Origin of the sequence: Microbulbifer salipaludis (genome assembly GCF_017303155.1) — a bacterium.
In the GTDB taxonomy this organism is placed as follows: domain Bacteria; phylum Pseudomonadota; class Gammaproteobacteria; order Pseudomonadales; family Cellvibrionaceae; genus Microbulbifer; species Microbulbifer salipaludis.
In genome coordinates this window covers 1,211,633-1,231,034 of sequence record NZ_JAEKJR010000002.1, presented here as the reverse complement: position 1 = coordinate 1,231,034, position 19,402 = coordinate 1,211,633, and the positions used below count along the sequence as shown (strand labels likewise).

General features: G+C 59.6%; 20 protein-coding genes. 6 read left to right on the top strand and 14 right to left on the bottom strand.

The window, feature by feature from the left end:
- Positions 1-5: 5 nt before the first annotated feature.
- Together JF535_RS10860 and JF535_RS10855 are read right to left on the bottom strand one after the other, a co-directional pair.
- Positions 6-1,205, bottom strand: coding sequence for an amino acid aminotransferase (locus tag JF535_RS10860; RefSeq protein WP_207001988.1), 1,200 nt, complete (start codon positions 1,203-1,205; stop codon positions 6-8).
- A 98-nt stretch (positions 1,206-1,303) separates the two neighbouring features.
- Positions 1,304-1,825, bottom strand: a complete 522-nt coding sequence (locus JF535_RS10855) for a MarR family winged helix-turn-helix transcriptional regulator (protein WP_207001986.1) — start codon at positions 1,823-1,825, stop codon at positions 1,304-1,306.
- 339 nt (positions 1,826-2,164) lie between these two features.
- On the opposite strand from JF535_RS10855, the gene maiA reads away from it, so the two are divergent.
- Positions 2,165-2,800 (top strand): maleylacetoacetate isomerase, encoded by a 636-nt coding sequence (gene maiA / locus JF535_RS10850; protein ID WP_207001984.1) that lies wholly within the window; start codon positions 2,165-2,167, stop codon positions 2,798-2,800.
- A gap of 23 nt (positions 2,801-2,823) precedes the next feature.
- Here the strand turns inward: maiA and JF535_RS10845 are convergent, their stop codons facing one another.
- A complete protein-coding gene (locus JF535_RS10845) occupies positions 2,824-3,822 on the bottom strand; it encodes a mechanosensitive ion channel family protein (RefSeq protein ID WP_207001982.1) in 999 nt (332 codons plus the stop codon).
- On the bottom strand, positions 3,815-4,738 hold the full coding sequence (locus JF535_RS16955) for a 2OG-Fe(II) oxygenase (RefSeq protein ID WP_207001980.1): 924 nt from the start codon (positions 4,736-4,738) through the stop codon (positions 3,815-3,817). Before JF535_RS16955 ends, JF535_RS10845 begins: the two co-directional genes overlap by 8 nt.
- Positions 4,739-5,014: 276 nt before the next feature.
- On the opposite strand from JF535_RS16955, the gene JF535_RS10835 reads away from it, so the two are divergent.
- Entirely contained in the window at positions 5,015-5,512 is a 498-nt protein-coding gene (locus JF535_RS10835) for an LEA/WHy family protein (protein ID WP_207001979.1), read from the top strand.
- 119 nt (positions 5,513-5,631) lie between these two features.
- Here the strand turns inward: JF535_RS10835 and JF535_RS10830 are convergent, their stop codons facing one another.
- The 3 genes from JF535_RS10830 to JF535_RS10820 are packed head-to-tail and all read right to left on the bottom strand — an operon-like array spanning position 5,632 to position 7,429.
- Entirely contained in the window at positions 5,632-5,997 is a 366-nt protein-coding gene (locus tag JF535_RS10830; protein ID WP_207001978.1) for a hypothetical protein, read from the bottom strand.
- Between the two features lie 40 nt (positions 5,998-6,037).
- On the bottom strand, positions 6,038-6,592 hold the full coding sequence (locus tag JF535_RS10825; protein ID WP_207001976.1) for a sigma-70 family RNA polymerase sigma factor: 555 nt from the start codon (positions 6,590-6,592) through the stop codon (positions 6,038-6,040).
- A 12-nt stretch (positions 6,593-6,604) separates the two neighbouring features.
- Positions 6,605-7,429 carry a DUF6249 domain-containing protein gene (locus JF535_RS10820; protein ID WP_340674165.1) on the bottom strand — a complete coding sequence of 275 codons (825 nt, stop codon included), beginning with the start codon at positions 7,427-7,429 and terminating at the stop codon, positions 6,605-6,607.
- A gap of 344 nt (positions 7,430-7,773) precedes the next feature.
- On the opposite strand from JF535_RS10820, the gene JF535_RS10815 reads away from it, so the two are divergent.
- Both JF535_RS10815 and JF535_RS10810 read left to right on the top strand, forming a co-directional pair.
- Positions 7,774-8,448, top strand: coding sequence for a DUF924 family protein (locus JF535_RS10815; RefSeq protein WP_207001974.1), 675 nt, complete (start codon positions 7,774-7,776; stop codon positions 8,446-8,448).
- Between the two features lie 137 nt (positions 8,449-8,585).
- Positions 8,586-8,882 (top strand): YebG family protein, encoded by a 297-nt coding sequence (locus JF535_RS10810; protein WP_207001972.1) that lies wholly within the window; start codon positions 8,586-8,588, stop codon positions 8,880-8,882.
- Positions 8,883-9,019: 137 nt separating this feature from the next.
- Here the strand turns inward: JF535_RS10810 and JF535_RS10805 are convergent, their stop codons facing one another.
- The 4 genes from JF535_RS10805 to JF535_RS10790 all read right to left on the bottom strand — a co-directional run bounded on the left by JF535_RS10805 (position 9,020) and on the right by JF535_RS10790 (position 12,764).
- Positions 9,020-9,412 (bottom strand): MAPEG family protein, encoded by a 393-nt coding sequence (locus JF535_RS10805; RefSeq protein WP_242523795.1) that lies wholly within the window; start codon positions 9,410-9,412, stop codon positions 9,020-9,022.
- 31 nt (positions 9,413-9,443) lie between these two features.
- Positions 9,444-10,730 (bottom strand): amidohydrolase family protein, encoded by a 1,287-nt coding sequence (locus tag JF535_RS10800; RefSeq protein WP_207001970.1) that lies wholly within the window; start codon positions 10,728-10,730, stop codon positions 9,444-9,446.
- On the bottom strand, positions 10,730-12,172 hold the full coding sequence (locus tag JF535_RS10795; RefSeq protein ID WP_340674164.1) for an amidohydrolase family protein: 1,443 nt from the start codon (positions 12,170-12,172) through the stop codon (positions 10,730-10,732). Before JF535_RS10795 ends, JF535_RS10800 begins: the two co-directional genes overlap by 1 nt.
- Before the next feature lie 280 nt (positions 12,173-12,452).
- On the bottom strand, positions 12,453-12,764 hold the full coding sequence (locus JF535_RS10790) for a hypothetical protein (RefSeq protein ID WP_153039213.1): 312 nt from the start codon (positions 12,762-12,764) through the stop codon (positions 12,453-12,455).
- Between the two features lie 160 nt (positions 12,765-12,924).
- Here JF535_RS10790 and JF535_RS10785 point away from each other — a divergent pair, with 160 nt between their 5' ends.
- Entirely contained in the window at positions 12,925-13,338 is a 414-nt protein-coding gene (locus JF535_RS10785; protein WP_207001968.1) for a YchJ family protein, read from the top strand.
- 191 nt (positions 13,339-13,529) lie between these two features.
- Positions 13,530-14,903 (top strand): nucleotide 5'-monophosphate nucleosidase PpnN, encoded by a 1,374-nt coding sequence (ppnN, locus tag JF535_RS10780; RefSeq protein ID WP_207001966.1) that lies wholly within the window; start codon positions 13,530-13,532, stop codon positions 14,901-14,903.
- A gap of 56 nt (positions 14,904-14,959) precedes the next feature.
- Here the strand turns inward: ppnN and gcvP are convergent, their stop codons facing one another.
- From gcvP to gcvT, 3 genes are read right to left on the bottom strand one after another with little or no spacing between them, the layout of a single operon-like run.
- Complete coding sequence (gene gcvP / locus JF535_RS10775; RefSeq protein WP_207001964.1) at positions 14,960-17,854, bottom strand: aminomethyl-transferring glycine dehydrogenase; 2,895 nt, start codon at positions 17,852-17,854, stop codon at positions 14,960-14,962.
- Positions 17,855-17,878: 24 nt separating this feature from the next.
- Positions 17,879-18,253 carry a glycine cleavage system protein GcvH gene (gene gcvH / locus JF535_RS10770; protein WP_066964953.1) on the bottom strand — a complete coding sequence of 125 codons (375 nt, stop codon included), beginning with the start codon at positions 18,251-18,253 and terminating at the stop codon, positions 17,879-17,881.
- Positions 18,254-18,283: 30 nt separating this feature from the next.
- Positions 18,284-19,399 (bottom strand): glycine cleavage system aminomethyltransferase GcvT, encoded by a 1,116-nt coding sequence (gene gcvT, locus JF535_RS10765; protein WP_207001961.1) that lies wholly within the window; start codon positions 19,397-19,399, stop codon positions 18,284-18,286.
- Positions 19,400-19,402 lie beyond the last annotated feature (3 nt).

Below are 19,402 nucleotides of genomic sequence, written 5' to 3'. Positions count from 1 at the left end.
CGCCGTTATCCGGCGTCCAGAACTTCCGCAACCGACTTGCAGAAATACGCCATATTGCTCTGGCTCAGGCCAGCAATACTGATACGGCTGGAATCTACCATATAAATGGAATAATCCTGCTGCAGTTTATGCACCTGTTCCGGGGTAATTCCCAGGAACGAGAACATACCTTTCTGCTTTTCGATAAAACTGAAGTCGCCCGCGGCGCCGGCATCCCGCAAACTTTCCACGACACCACTGCGCAGGCTATTGATGCGCTCGCGCATCTCGGTGAGTTCCGCTTCCCAGTTGGCACGCAGGCCCGCGTCGGTGAGGATGGACTCAACAATGGCGCCACCGTGATTGGGTGGCATGGAATAGTTGCCGCGCACCACATTCAGCAGCTGGCTCTGGCCGCGATCGGCAGCGGCTGCGTCGCTATAAATGACCATGGCCAGCCCGACGCGCTCGCGGTAGAGACCGAAGTTTTTCGAGCAGGATGCAGCGACCAGCATCTCTGGCACCGATTCTGCCATCAGGCGCAAGCCGTAAGCATCGGCTTCCAGGCTGTCACCGAAGCCCTGGTAGGCCATATCAATGAAGGGGGTGAAACCCTGCTTCTGCGCCATTTCCGCCAGCACCTGCCACTGTTCGCGAGTCAGGTCGGCCCCACAGGGGTTGTGACAGCAGGCGTGGAACAGCACCAGATCACCTTCGCCGACCTGCTTCAGGGTTTCCACCATCGCGTCGAACTGCAGGCTGCTGGTGGCGCGGTCGTAATAGGGATAGCTTTTGATTTCCAGGCCGGCGTTGCCCAGCAGGGGCACGTGATTGGCCCAGGTGGGGTCGCTCACCCAGATGGTGGCGCCCGTTTTGGCACGATCGGAAAATTCAGCCAGAACACGCAGGGCGCCACAGCCCCCCGGCGTCTGCGCGGAGCGCACGCGGTTGCCAACCAGCGCAGGGTGGCCGGCACCCAGTACCAGTTCCTGCATCGCATTGTTGAACCCGGGGGTTCCAGCCGGGCCAACATACGCCTTGGTTTCTTCGCTGCGCAACAGGCGGGTTTCCGCTTCCTTGACGGCCTGCAGAACCGGGGTATGCCCCGCCTCATCTTTATAAACACCCACCCCCAGGTCGATTTTGTTGGGGTTATCGTCCGCACGGTAGGTGGCGAGAAGCCCCAGAATGGGGTCGGCGGGCAGGCTCTTCAGGTGGTCAAACATGGAAACTCCTGGTAATTCGCGCCGATGCGCTCACAGCGCATCGAGCAGTGAATGGTCAAGTCAGAAAGATGGGATAAGAATGGCAGATGAACCGGAAATCAGTCGATCAGGCCGCGATTGGCCCAGTCCTGCGCGCGCGCCATCAGCTTTTCAATAATACTGTCGAGCTGGTTGCGCTCGTCGGCCGACAGCGAGCCCATCAGGTCGTTCTCATACTGCTGTGCCAGCGGCACAATACGTTCGTACACATCCCGGCCCAGGTCCGAAAGATTGAGCACCTGGCGACGGCGATCGGCGAGGTCTTCGCTGCGGGTGATGTAGTCGTTCCGGATCAGGATCGACACCGCGCGGCTGATCGCCACCTTGTCCATCGCCGTTTGCTCGACTAAGTCCGCTGCGGACAAGTTCGGAAAACGGCCAAGAATAGCCATCACACGCCAGGCGGGAATGGTGAGGTCGAAACGCGCGCTATAGGCATCCGCAATCGCGTTGCTTACCCGGTTGGACAAGACAGAAAGGCGATAAGGCAGGAACTTCTCCAGACGCAGATCATCCGGGCGCACCGCATCCATAGGGTCGGAAAGCTCAGTCTTGTCGCTAGTGGTGTTATCAATTGTCATCGCGGTTTTGTTGCCTGCTTTTCATTCGCCTGCCTTCTTTGCACTCGCTGCACTGGGCTGGGAATGGGTTGTACCAGTTTTTAAATGTAACTAAAATTGGTTTCAAATGTAACCACTGCCGCAGGATTTTTTGCCAGCACGATGGCCGGGTCGCAGCCTCCAGAAATGAAGGTCGGTATGAAAAACTCCAGTGACCACGCATCGAACCAGCCTGAGCAAGCTGGTCACTCACCCCAAAAATTGGCAGCACATTATACGGTGCCTGACGTCGATTTTGTCAGGCCGCGCGACCACTGACGCAAACAATTTGCGCCCCGAACCGCACAGGATGCAACAAATATGGAACTCCATGGTTATTTTCGCTCTTCCGCCAGCTATCGCGTGCGCATTGCGCTCAACCTGAAGGGGCTGGAATACGATTACCATCCGGTAAACCTGCTCAAGGGAGAGCAAAAAGAACCCCAACACCGCACACTGAACCCACAGGGGCTGGTACCCGCACTAGTCGACGGCGAACACGTGCTGACCCAGTCCCTGGCAATTATGGAGTGGCTCGACGAGCAACACCCCCAGCCCGCCCTGCTGCCCAGTGATCCACTGGCGCGCGCCCGGGTACGGGCGCTGGCTTATAACGTGGCCTGCGATATCCAACCCATACAAAACCTGCGCGTACTGAAATACCTCCAGTCCGAACTGGGGGCCAGCGATGAACAGAAGGTAATGTGGATTCGCCACTGGATCGATGGTGGCTTCACGGCACTGGAAACACAGCTGAATGGGCAGGGAGGCACCTTTGCCAACGGCGATGCACCGGGCCTGTTCGAATGCTGCCTGATTCCGCAGATTTACAACGCCGAGCGGTTTGGGGTGACGCTGGACAAATACCCGCGCATTGCAAAAATTGCCGATGCCTGCGCCACGCTACCGGCATTTGAGCAGGCACGTCCGGAAAATCAGCCGGACAGTACGGTCTAACAGCGCCACCGCAGCATCCGCCTCTACCGCTCGCGCTCGGGCACCCCTGGCACCTCGCCCGACAGCGGCAGGGGCTCCTTGAAGGTCAGTGTCCGGTAGGGGAATGGAATCTCAATACCCGCCTCATCCAGGGCGCGCTTCACGGCCGTTACCACTTCCCCTCGTGAGTGACGCTCTTCGAAGGGGGTAGACCCGGCCCACCAGGTGACCTCGATATCAATACTGCTGTCGCCGAACCCCTGGGGGAATATCTGTATCGGCTCATCCTCTTTGACGGTCTCACACTCGCCCACGGCGGCCTTGATCACATCCACCGCAGCGGTGACATCCTCACCGTAGGCGATACCGGCAATGATGGTAATACGCCGCTTATTCCGGTCGGTGAGAATCTCACAGGGGTTTTTAAACAAAAAAAGATTGGGCACGATCACCAGCTCTCCGGTGGTTCGGCGAATAGCGGTGTTGCGCACCTCTACCGCTTCTACCCTGCCCTCTACACCCTCACACTTGATAACATCACCGGCCTCAAAGGGAAACCGCCACAGAATCAGAATCCCGGCGAAGAAGTTCTCGAAAATATCCTTGAAGGCAAACCCCACCGCCACCGACAGCAACCCGAGCCCACCGAGGGCCTTGGCCGGCGTAAGACCGGGAAACAAAACCATGGCGGTAATCAGCATGCCCAGCACCCAGATAAAGATGCGTGTCAGACGAACCAGCAAATCCTGAAGCGACGGTTTGCGGGTGGTTTTCCGCGCGAAACGACGGGCGGCCTTTCCCACGATGGTGGCGATAATCCATGTCAGCACCAGCATCAAAACACTGGCGATGAAAAAAGGGATGTGGGCAAGGAAGCCTTCCCAGATGCCATCAAGGGAGGCCATCACCGTATCGACCACGTTGGACAGAGAGGAAGGTTCTACCTTGGCCAGCTCCAGGGCATCGGCAAGCTCCTTGGCCTTATCCGCGCCATCCTGATTATTCTGGCCAGGCGGATTCGTTTGCAGCTGCCAGCTAGGCATCGCTTACCCGGTAATCGTGGAGGCGCAGCCACCGGGTGGCGATCCATTTCTCCCCCGCAACCACCGGGCTACCGCCATGCAATGTCAGGCGGTCAAGTTCACCTTCACCATTGGCAAACGAAAAGAACAGGCCGCAGCCTTTTTTAGGCATTACATCCAGGGATACTTTGGGGAACACCGTAGAACCACCGGCCTCCACGTTGTTCAGGTACATCACCAGCGTACCCACACGCTGGCCGCCGCGCGCAAGCACTTTCTGATTGCCGGGCTTCTCGGGATTAAAGAAATCGAAATGGGGCTGATACTCCGCGCCCTCCTGGTAGTGCAGCACCTGTATTGGCTCGCCGCGACTCTCCGGCACGCCCAGTAAACGCTCGATGCGGGCCTCGATACTGGCGATCAAGGGGGTTGCATGCGACTCGAAGTAGGTACCAGAGCTGGTTCTCACATCGCCAAGATCAAAGGTGCCACTTTCTGCGTTCACCACCCGCGAGCGCTTGAGCCTCGGGCGTGCCAGTTCAACCAGCGCGTCGCACTCACTCTCAGACAGTAAATTGCCAAACAGCACCACATTCGGTCGCTGCATCGCCAGCAGGACTTCCACCTGCTGGTCCCCGAGGTCATACAGGTTCTTTTCCGGGTAGAACAAGCGAAAGCGACTGCCGTCGTACTCCTCCTCTGCCGCTGCCTGAGCTGAGGTATCTGCGGCGAGGCCCGTATTGGGCTGGACACCCGATCGCGCCGCCACACTATCGCCGGTGGAATAGGCCGCAATACATTGCTCAACGGCACGCTCGATGGAAGGTTGATACCCGGCCTTCAGCAGCGCATCCATCACATTCGCCTGACACTGGCCGCGCTCCACAGCCTCCTGCATCCACTGCTTCAAGTCCGGCTGAAGTTCTGTAAATTCCACAAGACACTCCTTTGCTCTCGCCCGGCCCATGCCGCGGGGCCAACTCGCGCACTGAGTATAGTCCGCCCCCTCTGCCCCATCGCCCTACCCGGGCGCTACCGCTGAGCACCCCATCCCTGGGTTGAACCCACCGCCGCTACCGGGGTCTACCCCACTACCTGGGCCCGAAAAACCATATCGCCACGAACCGGTAGCACCAGAATACGATTCCGCTAGACTTGCCATTTAACGACACGCCAAAACGGCTCTCGATTACCGCTGAACAAGGTGACCCGCTTGATCCGCTCACTCCGCCGCTACGCGCTCTGCGCGCTCCTGATCTCTTTCCTGGCCCCCCTCCTGACATTGACTGGCTGCGCCACTCTGTCGCCGGACTTTGAAAAGCCAGATGTGCAACTTACCGCACTGGAACCCCTGCCCGGTGATCGCAGCGGCAACCTGCGCTTTCGTATCCACCTGCGTGTATTCAACCCCAACAACACAGACCTGGCCCTGTCTGGCCTCTACTACACGCTCAAGCTGGCCGGGCACAAGGTCGTGACCGGCACCTCCAATACCCTGCCGGTAGTGCCGGCGTACGGACAGCAGGCCATCACCGTGGATGCGTCTGCAAACCTGATGGGGTCATTCATGGCGGCGGCGGAGCTGATCCGGATGCAGGGCAATACCGTGCCCTATGAACTGGAGGCCAAACTGGGGTTGAAGGCGTCGCTGCTACCCGCGATTCGGGTATCCAAGCGGGGAGAGATTAGACTGGGGCAATACCAGCGCTGATACCGCGCCAAGAGAGCGGCACGGCGGGCTGGGAAAGAAGACGGTCAGGGAAGGGACGCGGGCTGGGTCGGCGAAATGCCAACCCAGCCGGGTCAGGAAAGGCTCAAAAGGCGGCGAGACTATCGACGCGCGGCAACAATACCGCCGGTCATGGCCACTACGGAGCTGAGAATACCCAGCCCCACCAGGCTATACAGGCTAATGCTCTGTTCGGCCATGGCTGCCAGCGCCTCCTGCAACGGGAACTGCCAGCAAACGATGGCGGATGCCGCGATCACCGCCGCATACTGGTAGCGCGTGGCGCGACGCTCGGACCGCTTCGCAGGCGCGGGTGGCAGATCCGCCATTACCCGCTCACAAAAGCCATCATCGTCCAGGTGAGGCTCGTTGAACTGCAGTTGCTGAGAAAGCCAGGTGTCGAAATCTGGCGAGTCACCGCCGATAACACCGGATTCAGAGTGCACAACACCGCCTTTGATTACCATACCTGGAATACCTGCTGTATCACTTGTGGAATTTCTTGAATCAGCCACTGGCTACCTCCTCCCGCCAGGCCTGCAGTAACGACTGCAACTTGGCCCTTGCGCGATTAACGTGGGATTTTACCGTGCCCAGCGGCAATTTCATAATTGTGGCCGCTTCCTCGTGGGAAAAGCCGCGCTGCATACATAGATGCACCGCCTGTCTCTGGGCGTCACTCAATTCCCCCATCGCCGAATTCAGGTCTCTGGCCATGCCCAGTTGCTGTGCTTCTTCGACACTTTCCTGGGCCTGGGCGCGGTCAACCGCCTCCTGATCCACCTCGGGTGTATTCTTTCGCTTGTGGCTCATGACCAGATTGTAGGCGATGCGGTACAGCCACGTGCTGAAGCGCGCATCCCCACGAAATGCCGGCAGCGCCTTGTAGGCTTTGATAAAGGCCTCCTGCGCCATGTCGTCGGCAAGACCCTGATCGCCATTGCACAGCTGGCGGAGCGAGAATCGCAGCTGTGACTGATAGCGACGAACCAGCTGGGCGTAAGCCCGCTGGTCCCCGTCTTCGACGACACGCTTGATCAGATCCTCATCATTGAGGTCCATGGGTGGTAATCCTTAACCGGCCTGCTGGTGATCGAGTTTCCAGTTCCAATACCGGGCTACCCCGATAAACAGTGGTATCAGACCCAGGCTGCCAGCCCCAATACCCGAAGCGGCCGTCAACCAGATGAAGATGGCCGCACCTACCGCCATCAGCGTGAAACCGCGGTCTTTCGTACTACCAGCGCGCTCGCCTTCCATTGCGTCCAGCAGCTCCGGCGGAATATCACGCCCTTCAGCGACCATGCGATTGATGTTGTCCATCAGCAGCTGCTTCTTGCGATAGCTGTTGCGGGTCACCAACCACACAATCATGATCGGGGTGCCAAAGACCGCGAGGATCGCGACTACACCGATCAACCACTCCATATCCGGGCCACGACGACGCTCTGCATAATGCTCCCGATATTCACCGTGCTCGGCCCGGGCGCGCTCCACTTCGGCGCGGATGCGCTCGGCGCGCTCCATATCGGCATTGATGCCGATACTGATATTGCGCGGCACCGAATCAAGCGCCTCCTCGACCACCAGCCCCTTCTCATCGAGAATCCCTTTCTCTTCGAGCTTCTCGTAGATACGGCGGGTGACCGCGCCACCAAACTCCTCGCCGAGGTCGATCTGCACGTCAGCGCTCTCGCCATTTTCATCGCGGGCGTGAATCCGCAGGCTGCCGTCTTCCTGGCGCAAGATCCGCACCTGTTTCGACACCTTGTTTTCTGCCGACTTCGCCGGCGCCTCCGGTGCGACCACCGCTGCCGGGGGTTGCGGCGGCTGCGGGGCTACCGTCTCATCGTCCTGTGCCAGCAAGCTGCCGGAGACACCCATTGCCAGGGCCGCCACAAAGGCGCACGCCCAGCGAGGCTGTCGGTTACGCGTAGTTAATTCATTCGCTCTCATTGATGTTATCTCGCTCTTACTAATCTGACCGGCTGAAAAGGCCCACCGCGGGCCCAGGGTCTGTGCGACAGCAACTTGTACATAATTTGGCCACCCTGTATCCGGGCGGCCATCTGCAGTACCTTCTACCAGACAGGCCTGCCGCACTGCTGTCACACGGCCGGGCTTTACCCTTCTCCTGATGGACGCAGCGGCGATCCGCTTTGGATGCAAAGCAGATGCAAAAATAATCAGGGAAACGGTCTTGTAACCCCACGCAGCCACTTTATCACGCAAACGGGATACCTATGACTTCACACACCCCAGCCACTACCACCCCAGCCACTACGCCTCTCCCCAGTACCACTGCCACACCCACCTCGGTCCTTGCGTTCTGGTTTGGCAGTGACGACCTGCAGCGCGACCCAGCAGCACACCAGCGCGCGCACTGGTTCCAACGTAGTGACGAATTCGACGCCGAAATCCTCAACCGGTTTGACCGTGCCATTGATGCCGCGCTGGCGGGCGAACTCGGGCACTGGACCGAATCCATCGACGGCCGGCTGGCACTGATCCTCCTGTGCGACCAGTTCACCCGCAATGTGTTTCGCGGCTCCGCCAGGGCGTTTGCCGGCGACCCTTTGGCGCTGGAGATCTGCCAGAACATGATTCGCAGCAACCAGCAGCGCCAATTAGGGCTGCACCAACGCGCCTTTGTGGGGATGCCCCTGGAGCATTCCGAGCTGGACGAGGTGCAGGCCCAGTCGGTGGCCTACTTCGACCAGTTGCGGCACGACTTCCCCGTAAACGGACCCGGAGTAAGCCCGGAAGCGGCAAATGCGGCCGAAGATTACTACCGTTTTGCCGTGGCACACCGGCGGGTAATTGACCAATTTGGGCGCTATCCCCATCGAAATGCGGCGCTCGGCCGGAAAAACTCTGCACAAGAACAGGAATGGCTGGATAATGGTGGCGGGTTTTAACACATCAGTGGATGACCGCATTGAGCGGTTGACACTGGATACCCATACAGATACTGTATATTCATCCAAGTTAAACAACACACGGTTATTGCCCGGCATCAGTCCGGAATCACTGTAAAAGACAACAGGAGGCCCTTATGGCGGTAGTAGCGGTTTGGAAATGTGATAGAGACGGAGCCATGTTCGACAACAAGAAAGACGCCGAAGAACACGACAAGATGCTGGAACTGGCCGCCAACATTACCGCGCTGATCGAGCGCAATGTTGAAGGCGTTTCCGAAGAAGCCTGTGAAGAAATCGGCCTGATGCTGGCCAAGCGCCGGGACGTACTGGCGAAGGCCTGCAAAGGCAAACCGGAAGCGTTGCTGGAAGAAGAGCAATCGGACGAGCAAGCAGACAGCGAAAACGTTACCCCGCTGGCAGCCAACCAGTAATGTAAACAAGCTATGGCCGCCCGCGCAGCTGGATTCCCCACCCGGCTGCGCGGAACGAGCCCCAGGTTTCCACCCCTGTACTCTTTTCCACCCCTGTACTCTGCCCGGCTTGCCGGGCTTTTTTTATGGCGGAGTGGTTAGAACGCAGCGGCGATATTGATTACCGCCAGAATGATGATCACCACCCAGGTCAGCAAGGTGCCAAGAAAACGACCGGGATGATAACCGCCCTGCCCCGCAACCAAACCGATCGCATGCAGGAGACGCCCCAGCACCAGGGCCCCACCCAGGCAGTGCAGCCACAGGTGTGACAGGCCGTTGATTTCCGCAATCAGCATCAGAATCAGTGCCAGCGGAATGTATTCAATCGCATTGGCATGGGTGCGCACAGCGACCTGCCCTTGTTTATCTCCAGCGGTACCCAGCCCTACTTTCTTGCCGCGGCGAAAGGCCACTACCTTGAATGCCAGGGCGATCACCAGCAGCGCGCACAGGCCCGCATAGAGCGCAGTCACTTGTAAACTCATCATCTCAGGGGTTACTCCCATCCGTTAGTTTTGATTACTTCTTGTAGCCATGACCGGTACCAGCACCAGGGTGCAGGTAACGATCGCGCAAGCGCGTTGAACGGTTCTCCAGGGATTGTGGCTTCCCGTCGATCACAACAAGCTCTGCAAAACTGGTCACTTCCAGCGGATCACCGCTCCACAGCACCAACTCCGCCGCGCCACCCGGCACCAGCACACCACCTTCAAGGCCAAACACCTGGGCAACATTTGCCGTGATGGTGCGCACGCCCTCTTCAAAAGGCAGCCCGTACGCCACGGCATTGCCGGCGCCCTGGCGCGAGAGGTAGCTGTTGTGGGTACCGGCATAGCCGGGGCCGCCGATCACCACGGTCACGCCCGCCTTGTGCAACAGTGCGGCGTTATCCAGGCGCGCGCCGAGCTTCTCAAACGCGGTGGGCGTATTGCTCATTGCGTCGATAACCACCGGAACCCGCGCGGCGGCCAGCTGCTCCGCGACCATCCAGCCTTCCGAAGCGCCCTCAATAATCAGCTTCAGATCGAACTGCTTCGCCAGCGCCAGCAATTGCAGGATATCGCTGGCCCGGTCGGCATTGACCAGCAGAGATTGCTCGCCGCTGAGCAGCGGCTGCAGGGACTCCAGGTCGGCAATGGAGAAATCGAGATCTCGCCACTCACCGCGGCGAACGGCATCACGGTTGTCCGCGTATTCCTTCGCCTGCCCCAGCGCGGCCTGAATCTGCGCGTAGGCACGTGCCCGGCTGCCGCCGGCCAGAGAAGCGCCGTATTCACCAAAATAGATTTTTTGCAGCAGTGCCCGATCCGTCACGCTGTCGAAATCCCCGGTGAGCTTTATGCCAAAACCCTGCCCGGCAAAAATCTTCTGCTGGCTATTGGGCACCACCACGGCGCGCGTAACGCCACCGGCGCGGTTGAACGGAATTAACGTGGAGTGCGGGTTGAAGGCGACTACCGGATTGAAACCGGCACCGATAGAGCTGTCTTCAATCGCGCCGTCATTGGTCGACGCCGCCGCCCCGATTTCCGTAAGCCCCAGTTCACTATTCGGTGCGATAAGGCCCGGAGTGACCACTTTGCCGCGGCCGTCGATCACCAGGTCCGCCGTCATAGTGCCAAGATCATCCGCGATCTGCGCGATGCGGCCGTCTTTGACCAGTACATCCCCGATTTGCAGGGTGCCCTGATCGCTCAAAGTGATGACCTTTGCGCCCTTGATCAGCAGTGTTTCCGCCAACGCCACTGGCGCCGTGAAAAATACAGAGGCCAGCACACCCATCTTCAGCAACTGTTTCATTTTCATTAGCGCTCTCCTCCTTCCGGCAGACGCTCACCCTCGGCATCCAGAATCCCCAACTCAAAGTCACTGTGCGGCTGTCGCTCGGGGTTATCGCGGTCGTACATCAAATTGCCATCAATAAAGACTTTTTCGGCTTTGCTGTACACGCTGAACGGGTTGCCAGACCACACCACCACATCTGCCATCTTGCCTTTTTCCAGGCTGCCGGTGACGTCATCAATACCGAGGGACTTGGCCGGGTTCAGGGTCATCCAGACTGCGGCGTGGCGCGGTTCGATATGGAAACCGGCGCGCTGGCCTGCCACCATCGCCTTGGCAGTTTCCTCGTTGAGGTGCTGGATACCCACCGCAGAATCCGAATGGATCAATGCGCAGGCCTTGGCCTGGTCAACAATGGCAATATTGGCTTCGGTCATATCAAACGCTTCGTGCTTGAAGCCCCACCAGTCCGCCCACATGGCTGCACAGACGTTGTTCTCTGCCAGCAAGTCAGCAACCTTGTACGCCTCTACCGCGTGGTGGAAGGTGGAAATCTGAAACCCGAACTCCTCCGCCACATCCATCATGATGGCCATTTCTTCACCGCGGTAGCAGTGGTTGTGTACCAGGATATCGCCGTTCAGCACCCCTGCCAGGGTCTCCATCTGCAGGTTGCGGTCCGGCTCCTCCCCGCCATTTTTCTCGTAGTTATCCCACTTGTCGCGATACGCGGAGGCTTCAATCCAGGCCTGGCGATAACCGGCCACGTTGCCCATGCGCGTTGAGGGCGCACTGCCCTTGCCGCCATAGACCCGCTTGGGGTTCTCGCCACAGGCCATTTTCAGGCCATAAGGCGCGCCGGGGAATTTCATGTCCTGCACACTGCGGCCGGGTACGTTTTTCAGGGTGACGCCGCGGCCGCCGAACAGGTTGGCCGAGCCAGGCAGAATCTGCAGCGTGGTCACGCCGCCCGCCAGGGCCAGCGCAAACTGCGGATCCTGTGTCCACACGGAGTGCTCGGCCCACACCTCGGCGGTGTTCGGCGAGGTCATTTCGTTGCCGTCCTGAGAGGATTCAATCGCCGGTGCGGGGTAGTCGCCAAGGTGGGAGTGGACATCGATAATGCCCGGGGTCACCCATTTGCCGGCCCCTTCCACCACCATGCCCTTCTTGGGGGCTTTCAGGTCTTCACCGACCGCTGCGATCTTGCCGTCTTTCAGCAATACATCCGTATTGTTCAGTTGCTCACCGGTGCCCGTTAACACGGTCGCTCCGCGAATCAGAACCGGCGCGGCCTCGTCGGCTTTATAGGTCGACGGGAATGCGCCCTGGCGCGCGAAATCGGCCCCGTCTGACTTGTCCTGTTTATCCCCGCCGCACGCACTGAGCGCCATGGCCAGTACCGTACTGCCGGCCACGGCAAACAGACGTTGCCGCACATTATTCGAACCCAGAGTTGGCCGCATTGCCCCTCCTACCACTGCTGTTGTTATAGAAAATCAGATTGAAAATCAGCGCCCATGCTAGCAGCAATTCAGGAATCCGCCAGCACCGCACATGACGCGGCCGACCAGATGCTTTGGCCAATCGAGACAGTCAACGCAGGAAGTTTCTGTGGAGATAGGTGCAGGAGGTTTCTGCAGGGGGACAAACAGGAAATTAATCCAGGGAGTTGATGAAGAGAATTGACGTAGAGGGTTACACCGGGAATTGAAGTAACGCCCGGGCGCAGCCCCAGTGCGGCGGTTAATAATGCAGCAGCTTGATAATCCGCTCGCCATTATCACACTCGCCCACCACTTCCGGTTCAGAGAGCTTTGAGCCCGCCTGGATAATCTTGTTACTGGGGTAGGAAACAAAGCAGGCGAAGTTAAAGTTCACCGCCCAGTTGCAGCGGATCAACCCGTCATCCTCATCGTAGAAGCGCTCCTGGCAAAAGCTCAGGTTGGGGCTCTGCCCTCCGCCCAGCTGCGGCTGGCCGGGGTCTTCCGTTTGTGCGCTGGTCACCAACGCCATCACGGCCAATAAAACGCCTGTAGACACAACCCAGCGCATCATCTCATACCTGCCTTTCGCCAAAACGGCGCCCGTTACTACTTTGAGCCTAGCAGGTACTGCGCCTATTTCCTCTCAAGACCCGACCGGTCAGTTTTGCGCCTGCCTGATATCATATCCGGCACATGCCAGAGATCACCAAACACCGGAGCCTGTATCCATCATGTCAACGCCCGCCACGTCTGCGTCCCCGCCCTGCCACTGTTGCTCCGGCAAGCCACTCGCGCAGTGTTGCGGGATTTACCTGAGCGGCCAAGCCTACCCCAATACTGCCGAGGCACTGATGCGCAGCCGTTACAGTGCGTTTGTGACCGGCAACCTGCCCTACCTGACAAAAACCTGGCACCCGGACACCTGCCCCGAGCTCAACAGCGACGATTTGACCACCCGGTGGCAACGGCTCGAAGTGGTAAAAAGCAAACAGGGGCTGAAGAAGTCCATTGTCGAGTTTCGAGCCTGGTTTACCGATGGCGACACCGAGCGTGCGCTGCACGAAATCTCCCTGTTCAAGCTGCACAAAAAACGCTGGGTCTATGTGGAACCACTGGACAAGTGGCCATCAATCGGCGCAAGCTGAAGCTTCCGATAGATAAGGATTTTCGTGCCATTATTAGCCACATCGTCGTGCGTAATTCCGCCAGTGCCATAATGTAAGACCAGAGCAATCAATAATTTTGATTTATCGATAACAACTGCACGGTGCATTGCAGATTCGAATGGCAGATTCGAATCGCAAGGTGAGTGCCGGCAGTATTGCTTGAGGGTTGTATGTCTACCGATCTCGTTGATGCACAGGTATCCCCTACCGGACAGTTTGACATTCTGTCCAAATACGAAATTAACAAGCTGGCCCGCCACAGCCATGGCCCCCACTATCAAATGTTCCGCAACTGCGCCCTGGCAGTTCTCAACTGCGGAAACTACATGGACGACGGTAAAGAACTGCTGGAGAAATACCGGGATTTCGATATCGCCGTGGTGCCCACCGAGCGCAGCGTCAAACTTGAAGTGAAAAATGCCCCGGCCTCGGCGTTTGTCGACGGCAAGATGATCCAGGGCATCGCCGAGCACCTGTTTGCGGTGCTGCGTGACATCATTTACGTGAACAGCGAAATTACCGGAAACCCGCGCTACGACCTGGTATCGGCCCAGGGGGTAACCGATGCGGTATTCCATATCCTGCGCAATGCCGGCACTTTTGATGGCGACCGCACCCCCAGGCTGGTGGTGTGCTGGGGCGGCCACTCGATTTCCCAGGAAGAGTACGACTACACCAAGCGCGTGGGTTACGAGCTGGCGCTGCGCCACCTGGACATCTGTACCGGCTGCGGCCCCGGTGCCATGAAGGGGCCGATGAAGGGCGCCACCATCGGCCACGCCAAGCAACGCTACCGCCACGGGCAATATCTCGGCATCACCGAGCCGGGCATCATTGCCGCGGAAGCCCCCAACCCGATCGTCAACGAACTGGTGATCATGCCGGATATCGAAAAGCGACTCGAAGCCTTCGTGCGCACCGGCCACGGAATTATCGTGTTCCCGGGGGGCGCCGGCACGGCGGAAGAGATTCTGTATCTGCTGGGCATCCTGCTCCACGAAGAAAATCGCGAGCAGCCCTTCCCGGTGATCTTTACCGGCCCGGCCAGCGCCGCCGACTATTTCATCCGCATTGACCAGTTCATCGGTTCCACCCTGGGCGAAGCCGCCCGCTCGCGCTACCAGATCATCATCGATGACCAGCAGGAAGTGGCCCGGCAAATGGCTGCCGGTATCCAGCAGGTGCGCCAGTACCGTAAGGAAACCGGCGATGCCTATTACTACAACTGGCAGTTGAGAGTCTCCACCGAGTTCCAGCGGCCCTTTGCGCCCACCCATGAAAATATGCGCGGGCTCGCGCTGCACCAGAATCAGGAACCCTACCTCCTAGCGGCCAACCTGCGCCGGGCGTTTTCCGGCATTGTTTCCGGCAATGTGAAGGATGAAGGCATTCGCAACGTGGAGAAAAACGGGCCTTACGAATTATGCGGCGATCCGGCACTGATGCAGAGCATGGACAGCCTGCTGGAATCCTTCGTCAAACAGCAGCGGATGAAGCTACCAGGCAAGACCTACACCCCCTGCTATCGCATCAGCGGCGAGTAGGCTTTTCGCAAAACCTCAGACGAAAAAAAGCGCAGTTCAAGGCTGCGCTTTTTGGTTCAGTCTTCTGCGTAATCCGTCATCGGCGGGCAGGCACAAATCAGGTTTTTATCCCCGTACACATTGTCCACCCGGCCTACCGGCGGCCAGTACTTTCTCTGGCGCAGGCTGTCCAGCGGGAACACCGCCTCGGCCCGGCTGTAGGCGTGATTCCACGGCTCCATCGCCAGTACTTCCGCCGTGTGCGGCGCATTGACCAGCGGATTACTGTCCAGCGGCCACTCTCCCCGCTCTACCCGGGCAATCTCCTCGCGAATCTGGATCATCGCATCGCAGAAACGGTCCAGCTCCTCGATCGATTCACTTTCCGTGGGCTCGATCATCAAGGTGCCGGCCACCGGGAAAGACATGGTGGGCGCGTGGAAACCGTAGTCGATCAGGCGCTTGGCCACGTCGTCGACAGAAATACCGCTGGTTTCCTTCAGCGGCCGCAGGTCCACAATGCACTCGTGGGCTACCCGGCCGTTGCTACCGCGATACAGAATCGGATAGCTGTCCTGTAGGCGTGCGGCAATGTAGTTCGCGTTGACGATGGCCAGCTCGGTAGCCTTGCGCAATCCATCGCGGCCCATCATGCGGATATACATCCAGGTAATCGGCAGAATACTGGCGCTGCCGGCCGTGGCCGCCGATACCGGCGCACCATGGCGATTGGCCTGGGCAATGCCTCTACTGCCGGCCGACACCGCACCGGGCAGGAATTCCGCCAGATGCGCACCCACCGCCACTGGCCCCACACCGGGGCCCCCGCCGCCGTGGGGAATACAGAAGGTTTTGTGCAGGTTCAGGTGGGAGACGTCCCCGCCAAATTTGCCCGGCTGACACAGGCCCACCATGGCATTGAGGTTGGCGCCGTCGATATACACCTGGCCACCGTGATGGTGCACGATCTCGGCAATCTCGCGAATGCCTTCCTCGAATACCCCGTGGGTAGAAGGATAAGTCACCATGATCGCGGCCAGCCGCTCGGCGTGCTCGCTGGCTTTCGCGCGCAGGTCTTCCAGGCTGACATTCCCGTGCTCATCGCACTTCACCACCACCACACGCATACCGCACATCTGCGCAGAGGCGGGGTTGGTGCCGTGGGCGGAGCTGGGAATCAGGCAGATATCGCGCTCCGCGTCACCGCGGCTGGCGTGATAGGCGCGGATTGCCAGCAGCCCGGCGTACTCGCCCTGAGAACCCGCATTGGGCTGCAGGGAAATGGCATCGTAGCCGGTGATTTCGCACAGCATGGCTTCCAGGCTGTCGATCATTCCGCTGTAGCCATTCACCTGCTCTGCCGGTGCCAGCGGGTGCACGTTGGCAAATTCCGGCCAGGTCACCGGCAGCATTTCCGCGGTGGCGTTGAGCTTCATGGTGCAGGAGCCCAGTGGAATCATCGAGCGATCGAGAGCGATGTCCCGGTCCGCCAGGGTGCGCAGGTAGCGCAGCATTTCGGTCTCGGAATGGTAGCGATTGAACACCTCGTGACTGAGCAGCGCATCGCTGCGCAGCAGGTTGCCCGGCAATACCGGCGCTTCACGGGTTTCAATGCTTGCGAAGCTCAAGCGGCTTTCTGCCTCAAACAGCGACCACAGTGCTTCCACATCGTCGCGGGTCGCGGTTTCGTCGAGGGAAATCCCCACCCGTTCGCCGTCGATCACCCGCAGGTTTATCCCCTTGTGCTTCGCCGCATCGTGCACCCTGGCGGCACCGCCGGTTACGCGCATGCTCAGGGTGTCAAACCAGGTCTCGTTCTCCACCTCGCAGCCCAGCTCCTGCAAGCCAAGGGCCAGCACGCTGGTGAGGTAATGCACCCGCGCGGCGATGGTGCGCAGCCCCTGGGGACCGTGATACACCGCATACATGGACGCCATGACCGCCAACAGCACCTGCGCGGTACAGATATTGGAAGTGGCCTTTTCCCGACGGATATGCTGCTCGCGGGTCTGCAGGGCCAGCCGGAACGCGGGTTTGCCATTGGCATCGATCGACTGGCCGACCAGACGCCCCGGCAGTGAGCGCTTGAAGGACGCACGGGTTGCCATATAGGCCGCGTGCGGGCCACCAAAGCCCATAGGCACACCGAAACGCTGGGTGGAGCCGACCGCCACATCCGCCCCCAGCTCCCCCGGCGAGGTCAGCATGACCAGGCTCAGGATATCCGCAGCCATCACCGCCAGGCCGCGCTGTGCGTGTACCGCATCGATCACTGCGCGGTAGTCCCGCACGGCACCGCTGGCACCGGGGTACTGCAACAGCACACCAAACACGGCAGCCGCATCCAGGTCGTTGGCGGGGTCGCCGACAATCACCTCAATACCCAGCGGCTCCGCGCGGGTCTGCAGTACCTCAATGGTCTGTGGCAGGCAATCGCGATCGACAAAAAAGGCGCGCGCTTTGGACTTGGACATGCGCTGACACAGGGTCATCGCCTCCGCGGCCGCGGTGGCTTCATCCAGCATCGACGCATTGGCCAGGTCCATACTGGTCAGGTCACTGACCATGGTCTGAAAGTTAAACAGCGCCTCCAGCCGGCCCTGGGAAATCTCCGGCTGGTACGGGGTATAGGCGGTGTACCAGGCCGGGTTTTCGAGGATATTGCGCAGCACTACATTAGGAGTGCGGGTGCCGTAATAACCCTGGCCGATAAAGGAGCGGAACGATTGGTTGTTCTCTGCCAGCGCACGCAACTCCGCCAACGCCTCGTGCTCGGGCACGCCCTCGGGCAGCGCCAATGCCGCCGGCATGCGAATGCCACCGGGAATCACATCGTCGATGAACGCGTCGATACTGGAATGCCCAAGCGCTTCCAGCATCCGCGCGAGATCGTCCTGCGAGGGGCCGATATGGCGATGGGTAAATTCGTCGCGACGCTCCAGGTCGCGCAGGGTTTGCTTTGCTTGCAGCATTTGAATCGTCTCCGCTCCTGAAAATTATTCGCCGTCGACCAGTGCGGCGTAGGCATCCGCACTCAGCAGCGCCTCCAGCTCCGCCGGGTTTTGCGGGCGTACACGCATAAACCAGCCCTCGCCCATGGGGTCGCTGTTGACCAGTTCCGGCTCATCCGGCAGTGCACCGTTGACCGCGACCACCGTGGCGGCGAACGGCAGGGAGATATCACCCGCCGCTTTTACTGACTCGATCACCGCCACTTCGTCACCGGCGGCCAGCTCAGCGCCCTCTTCCGGCAGCTCCACAAACACCACATCCCCCAGCTGCGACTGGGCGAAATCGGTAATGCCGACGGTCACTTCGTCGCCTTCCACAGAGAACCATTCGTGGCTTTCGGTATATTTCACATTGCTCATGTTCTTTTTCCTAAAATTCAGTTGGGCGACTTAACCGCGGTAATAACGCTGGGGGACAAAGGGGGTCTTGGCTACGACGATGGGGATGCTCCTGCCCCGCACCAGGGCCTGCAGGCTGGTGCCGATTTTTTCATAGCCACGATCCACATAGGCCATGCCAACCGCGGCGCCCAGGGTGGGGCCGTAGCCGCCGCTGGTAACCTTGCCCACAACATTGCCGGCCTCATCGATCAGGTCGGCACCGGCGCGCACCGGAATCTTGCCCTGCACCGAGAAACCCACGCGCTTGCGCGCTACACCCTCGGCGATCTGCCCCAGTACCACATCGGCACCGAGGAAACCGCCCGCCTTGGCACCGTCGGCGCGGCGCGACTTGGCAATGCTCCACAGCAGGCTGGCTTCCACCGGGGTTGTGTCGCGATCCATATCGTTACCATACAGACACAACCCGGCTTCCAGGCGCAGGGTGTCGCGGGCACCGAGGCCGATCATCTGCACGCGGCCATCGTTGAGCAGGTTACGGGCCACCCTCTCCACCGCACTGGCCGCCACGGAAATTTCAAAGCCGTCTTCACCGGTGTAACCGGAACGGGTTACATAGCAGTCTTCGCCAAACAGCTCGACACGCGCACCGTGCATAAACGTCAGCGCGCGGGTTGCCGGTGCCAGCTCGCCAATCAGTTCACCGGCCATGGGGCCCTGAACCGCCAGCAAAGCCTGCTGGCCGAGCACGCGGATATCACAACCGCGCAGGTGCTGCTGCAAATGCGCGATATCCGCCGCGGCGGTTGCCGCATTCACCACCAAGAAAAATTCGTTCTCCGCCCAGCGGGTAATAATCAGGTCATCGAGAATGCCGCCGGTTTCCGACGTCATCACCGCGTAGCACTGCTGGTTGATCGCCAGCCCCTGTACGTCGATGGGCAACAGCTTTTCCAGCGCGCTCGCCGCATCGCTGCCGCGCACCACCAGCTGCCCCATGTGGGAAACATCAAACATGCCCACTGCTTCGCGGGTGTGCAGATGCTCCTGAACGATGCCAGCGCGATACTGGATAGGCATGGCGTAACCGGCAAACGGCACCATCTTGCCGCCGAGTTCCTCGTGCAGCGCGTACAGTGGTGTCTTGCGTACTTCGTTATTCATGGT

Excerpts from the sequence above, each read along its gene's own strand:
- JF535_RS10830 (WP_207001978.1), bottom strand. The coding sequence starts at position 5,997 with ATGGTAATCAAAGGCGGTGTTGTGCACTCTGAATCCGGTGTTATCGGC.
- gcvH (WP_066964953.1), bottom strand. The coding sequence starts at position 18,253 with ATGAGCAATGTGAAATATACCGAAAGCCACGAATGGTTCTCTGTGGAA.
- ppnN (WP_207001966.1), top strand. The coding sequence starts at position 13,530 with ATGTCTACCGATCTCGTTGATGCACAGGTATCCCCTACCGGACAGTTT.
- JF535_RS10855 (WP_207001986.1), bottom strand. The coding sequence starts at position 1,825 with ATGACAATTGATAACACCACTAGCGACAAGACTGAGCTTTCCGACCCT.
- JF535_RS10860 (WP_207001988.1), bottom strand. The coding sequence starts at position 1,205 with ATGTTTGACCACCTGAAGAGCCTGCCCGCCGACCCCATTCTGGGGCTT.
- JF535_RS10845 (WP_207001982.1), bottom strand. The coding sequence starts at position 3,822 with ATGCCTAGCTGGCAGCTGCAAACGAATCCGCCTGGCCAGAATAATCAG.
- JF535_RS10815 (WP_207001974.1), top strand. The coding sequence starts at position 7,774 with ATGACTTCACACACCCCAGCCACTACCACCCCAGCCACTACGCCTCTC.
- JF535_RS10790 (WP_153039213.1), bottom strand. The coding sequence starts at position 12,764 with ATGATGCGCTGGGTTGTGTCTACAGGCGTTTTATTGGCCGTGATGGCG.
- JF535_RS10795 (WP_340674164.1), bottom strand. The coding sequence starts at position 12,172 with ATGCGGCCAACTCTGGGTTCGAATAATGTGCGGCAACGTCTGTTTGCC.
- JF535_RS10785 (WP_207001968.1), top strand. The coding sequence starts at position 12,925 with ATGTCAACGCCCGCCACGTCTGCGTCCCCGCCCTGCCACTGTTGCTCC.
- JF535_RS10800 (WP_207001970.1), bottom strand. The coding sequence starts at position 10,730 with ATGAAAATGAAACAGTTGCTGAAGATGGGTGTGCTGGCCTCTGTATTT.
- JF535_RS10805 (WP_242523795.1), bottom strand. The coding sequence starts at position 9,412 with ATGATGAGTTTACAAGTGACTGCGCTCTATGCGGGCCTGTGCGCGCTG.
- JF535_RS10825 (WP_207001976.1), bottom strand. The coding sequence starts at position 6,592 with ATGGACCTCAATGATGAGGATCTGATCAAGCGTGTCGTCGAAGACGGG.
- JF535_RS10810 (WP_207001972.1), top strand. The coding sequence starts at position 8,586 with ATGGCGGTAGTAGCGGTTTGGAAATGTGATAGAGACGGAGCCATGTTC.
- maiA (WP_207001984.1), top strand. The coding sequence starts at position 2,165 with ATGGAACTCCATGGTTATTTTCGCTCTTCCGCCAGCTATCGCGTGCGC.
- gcvT (WP_207001961.1), bottom strand. The coding sequence starts at position 19,399 with ATGAATAACGAAGTACGCAAGACACCACTGTACGCGCTGCACGAGGAA.
- gcvP (WP_207001964.1), bottom strand. The coding sequence starts at position 17,854 with ATGCTGCAAGCAAAGCAAACCCTGCGCGACCTGGAGCGTCGCGACGAA.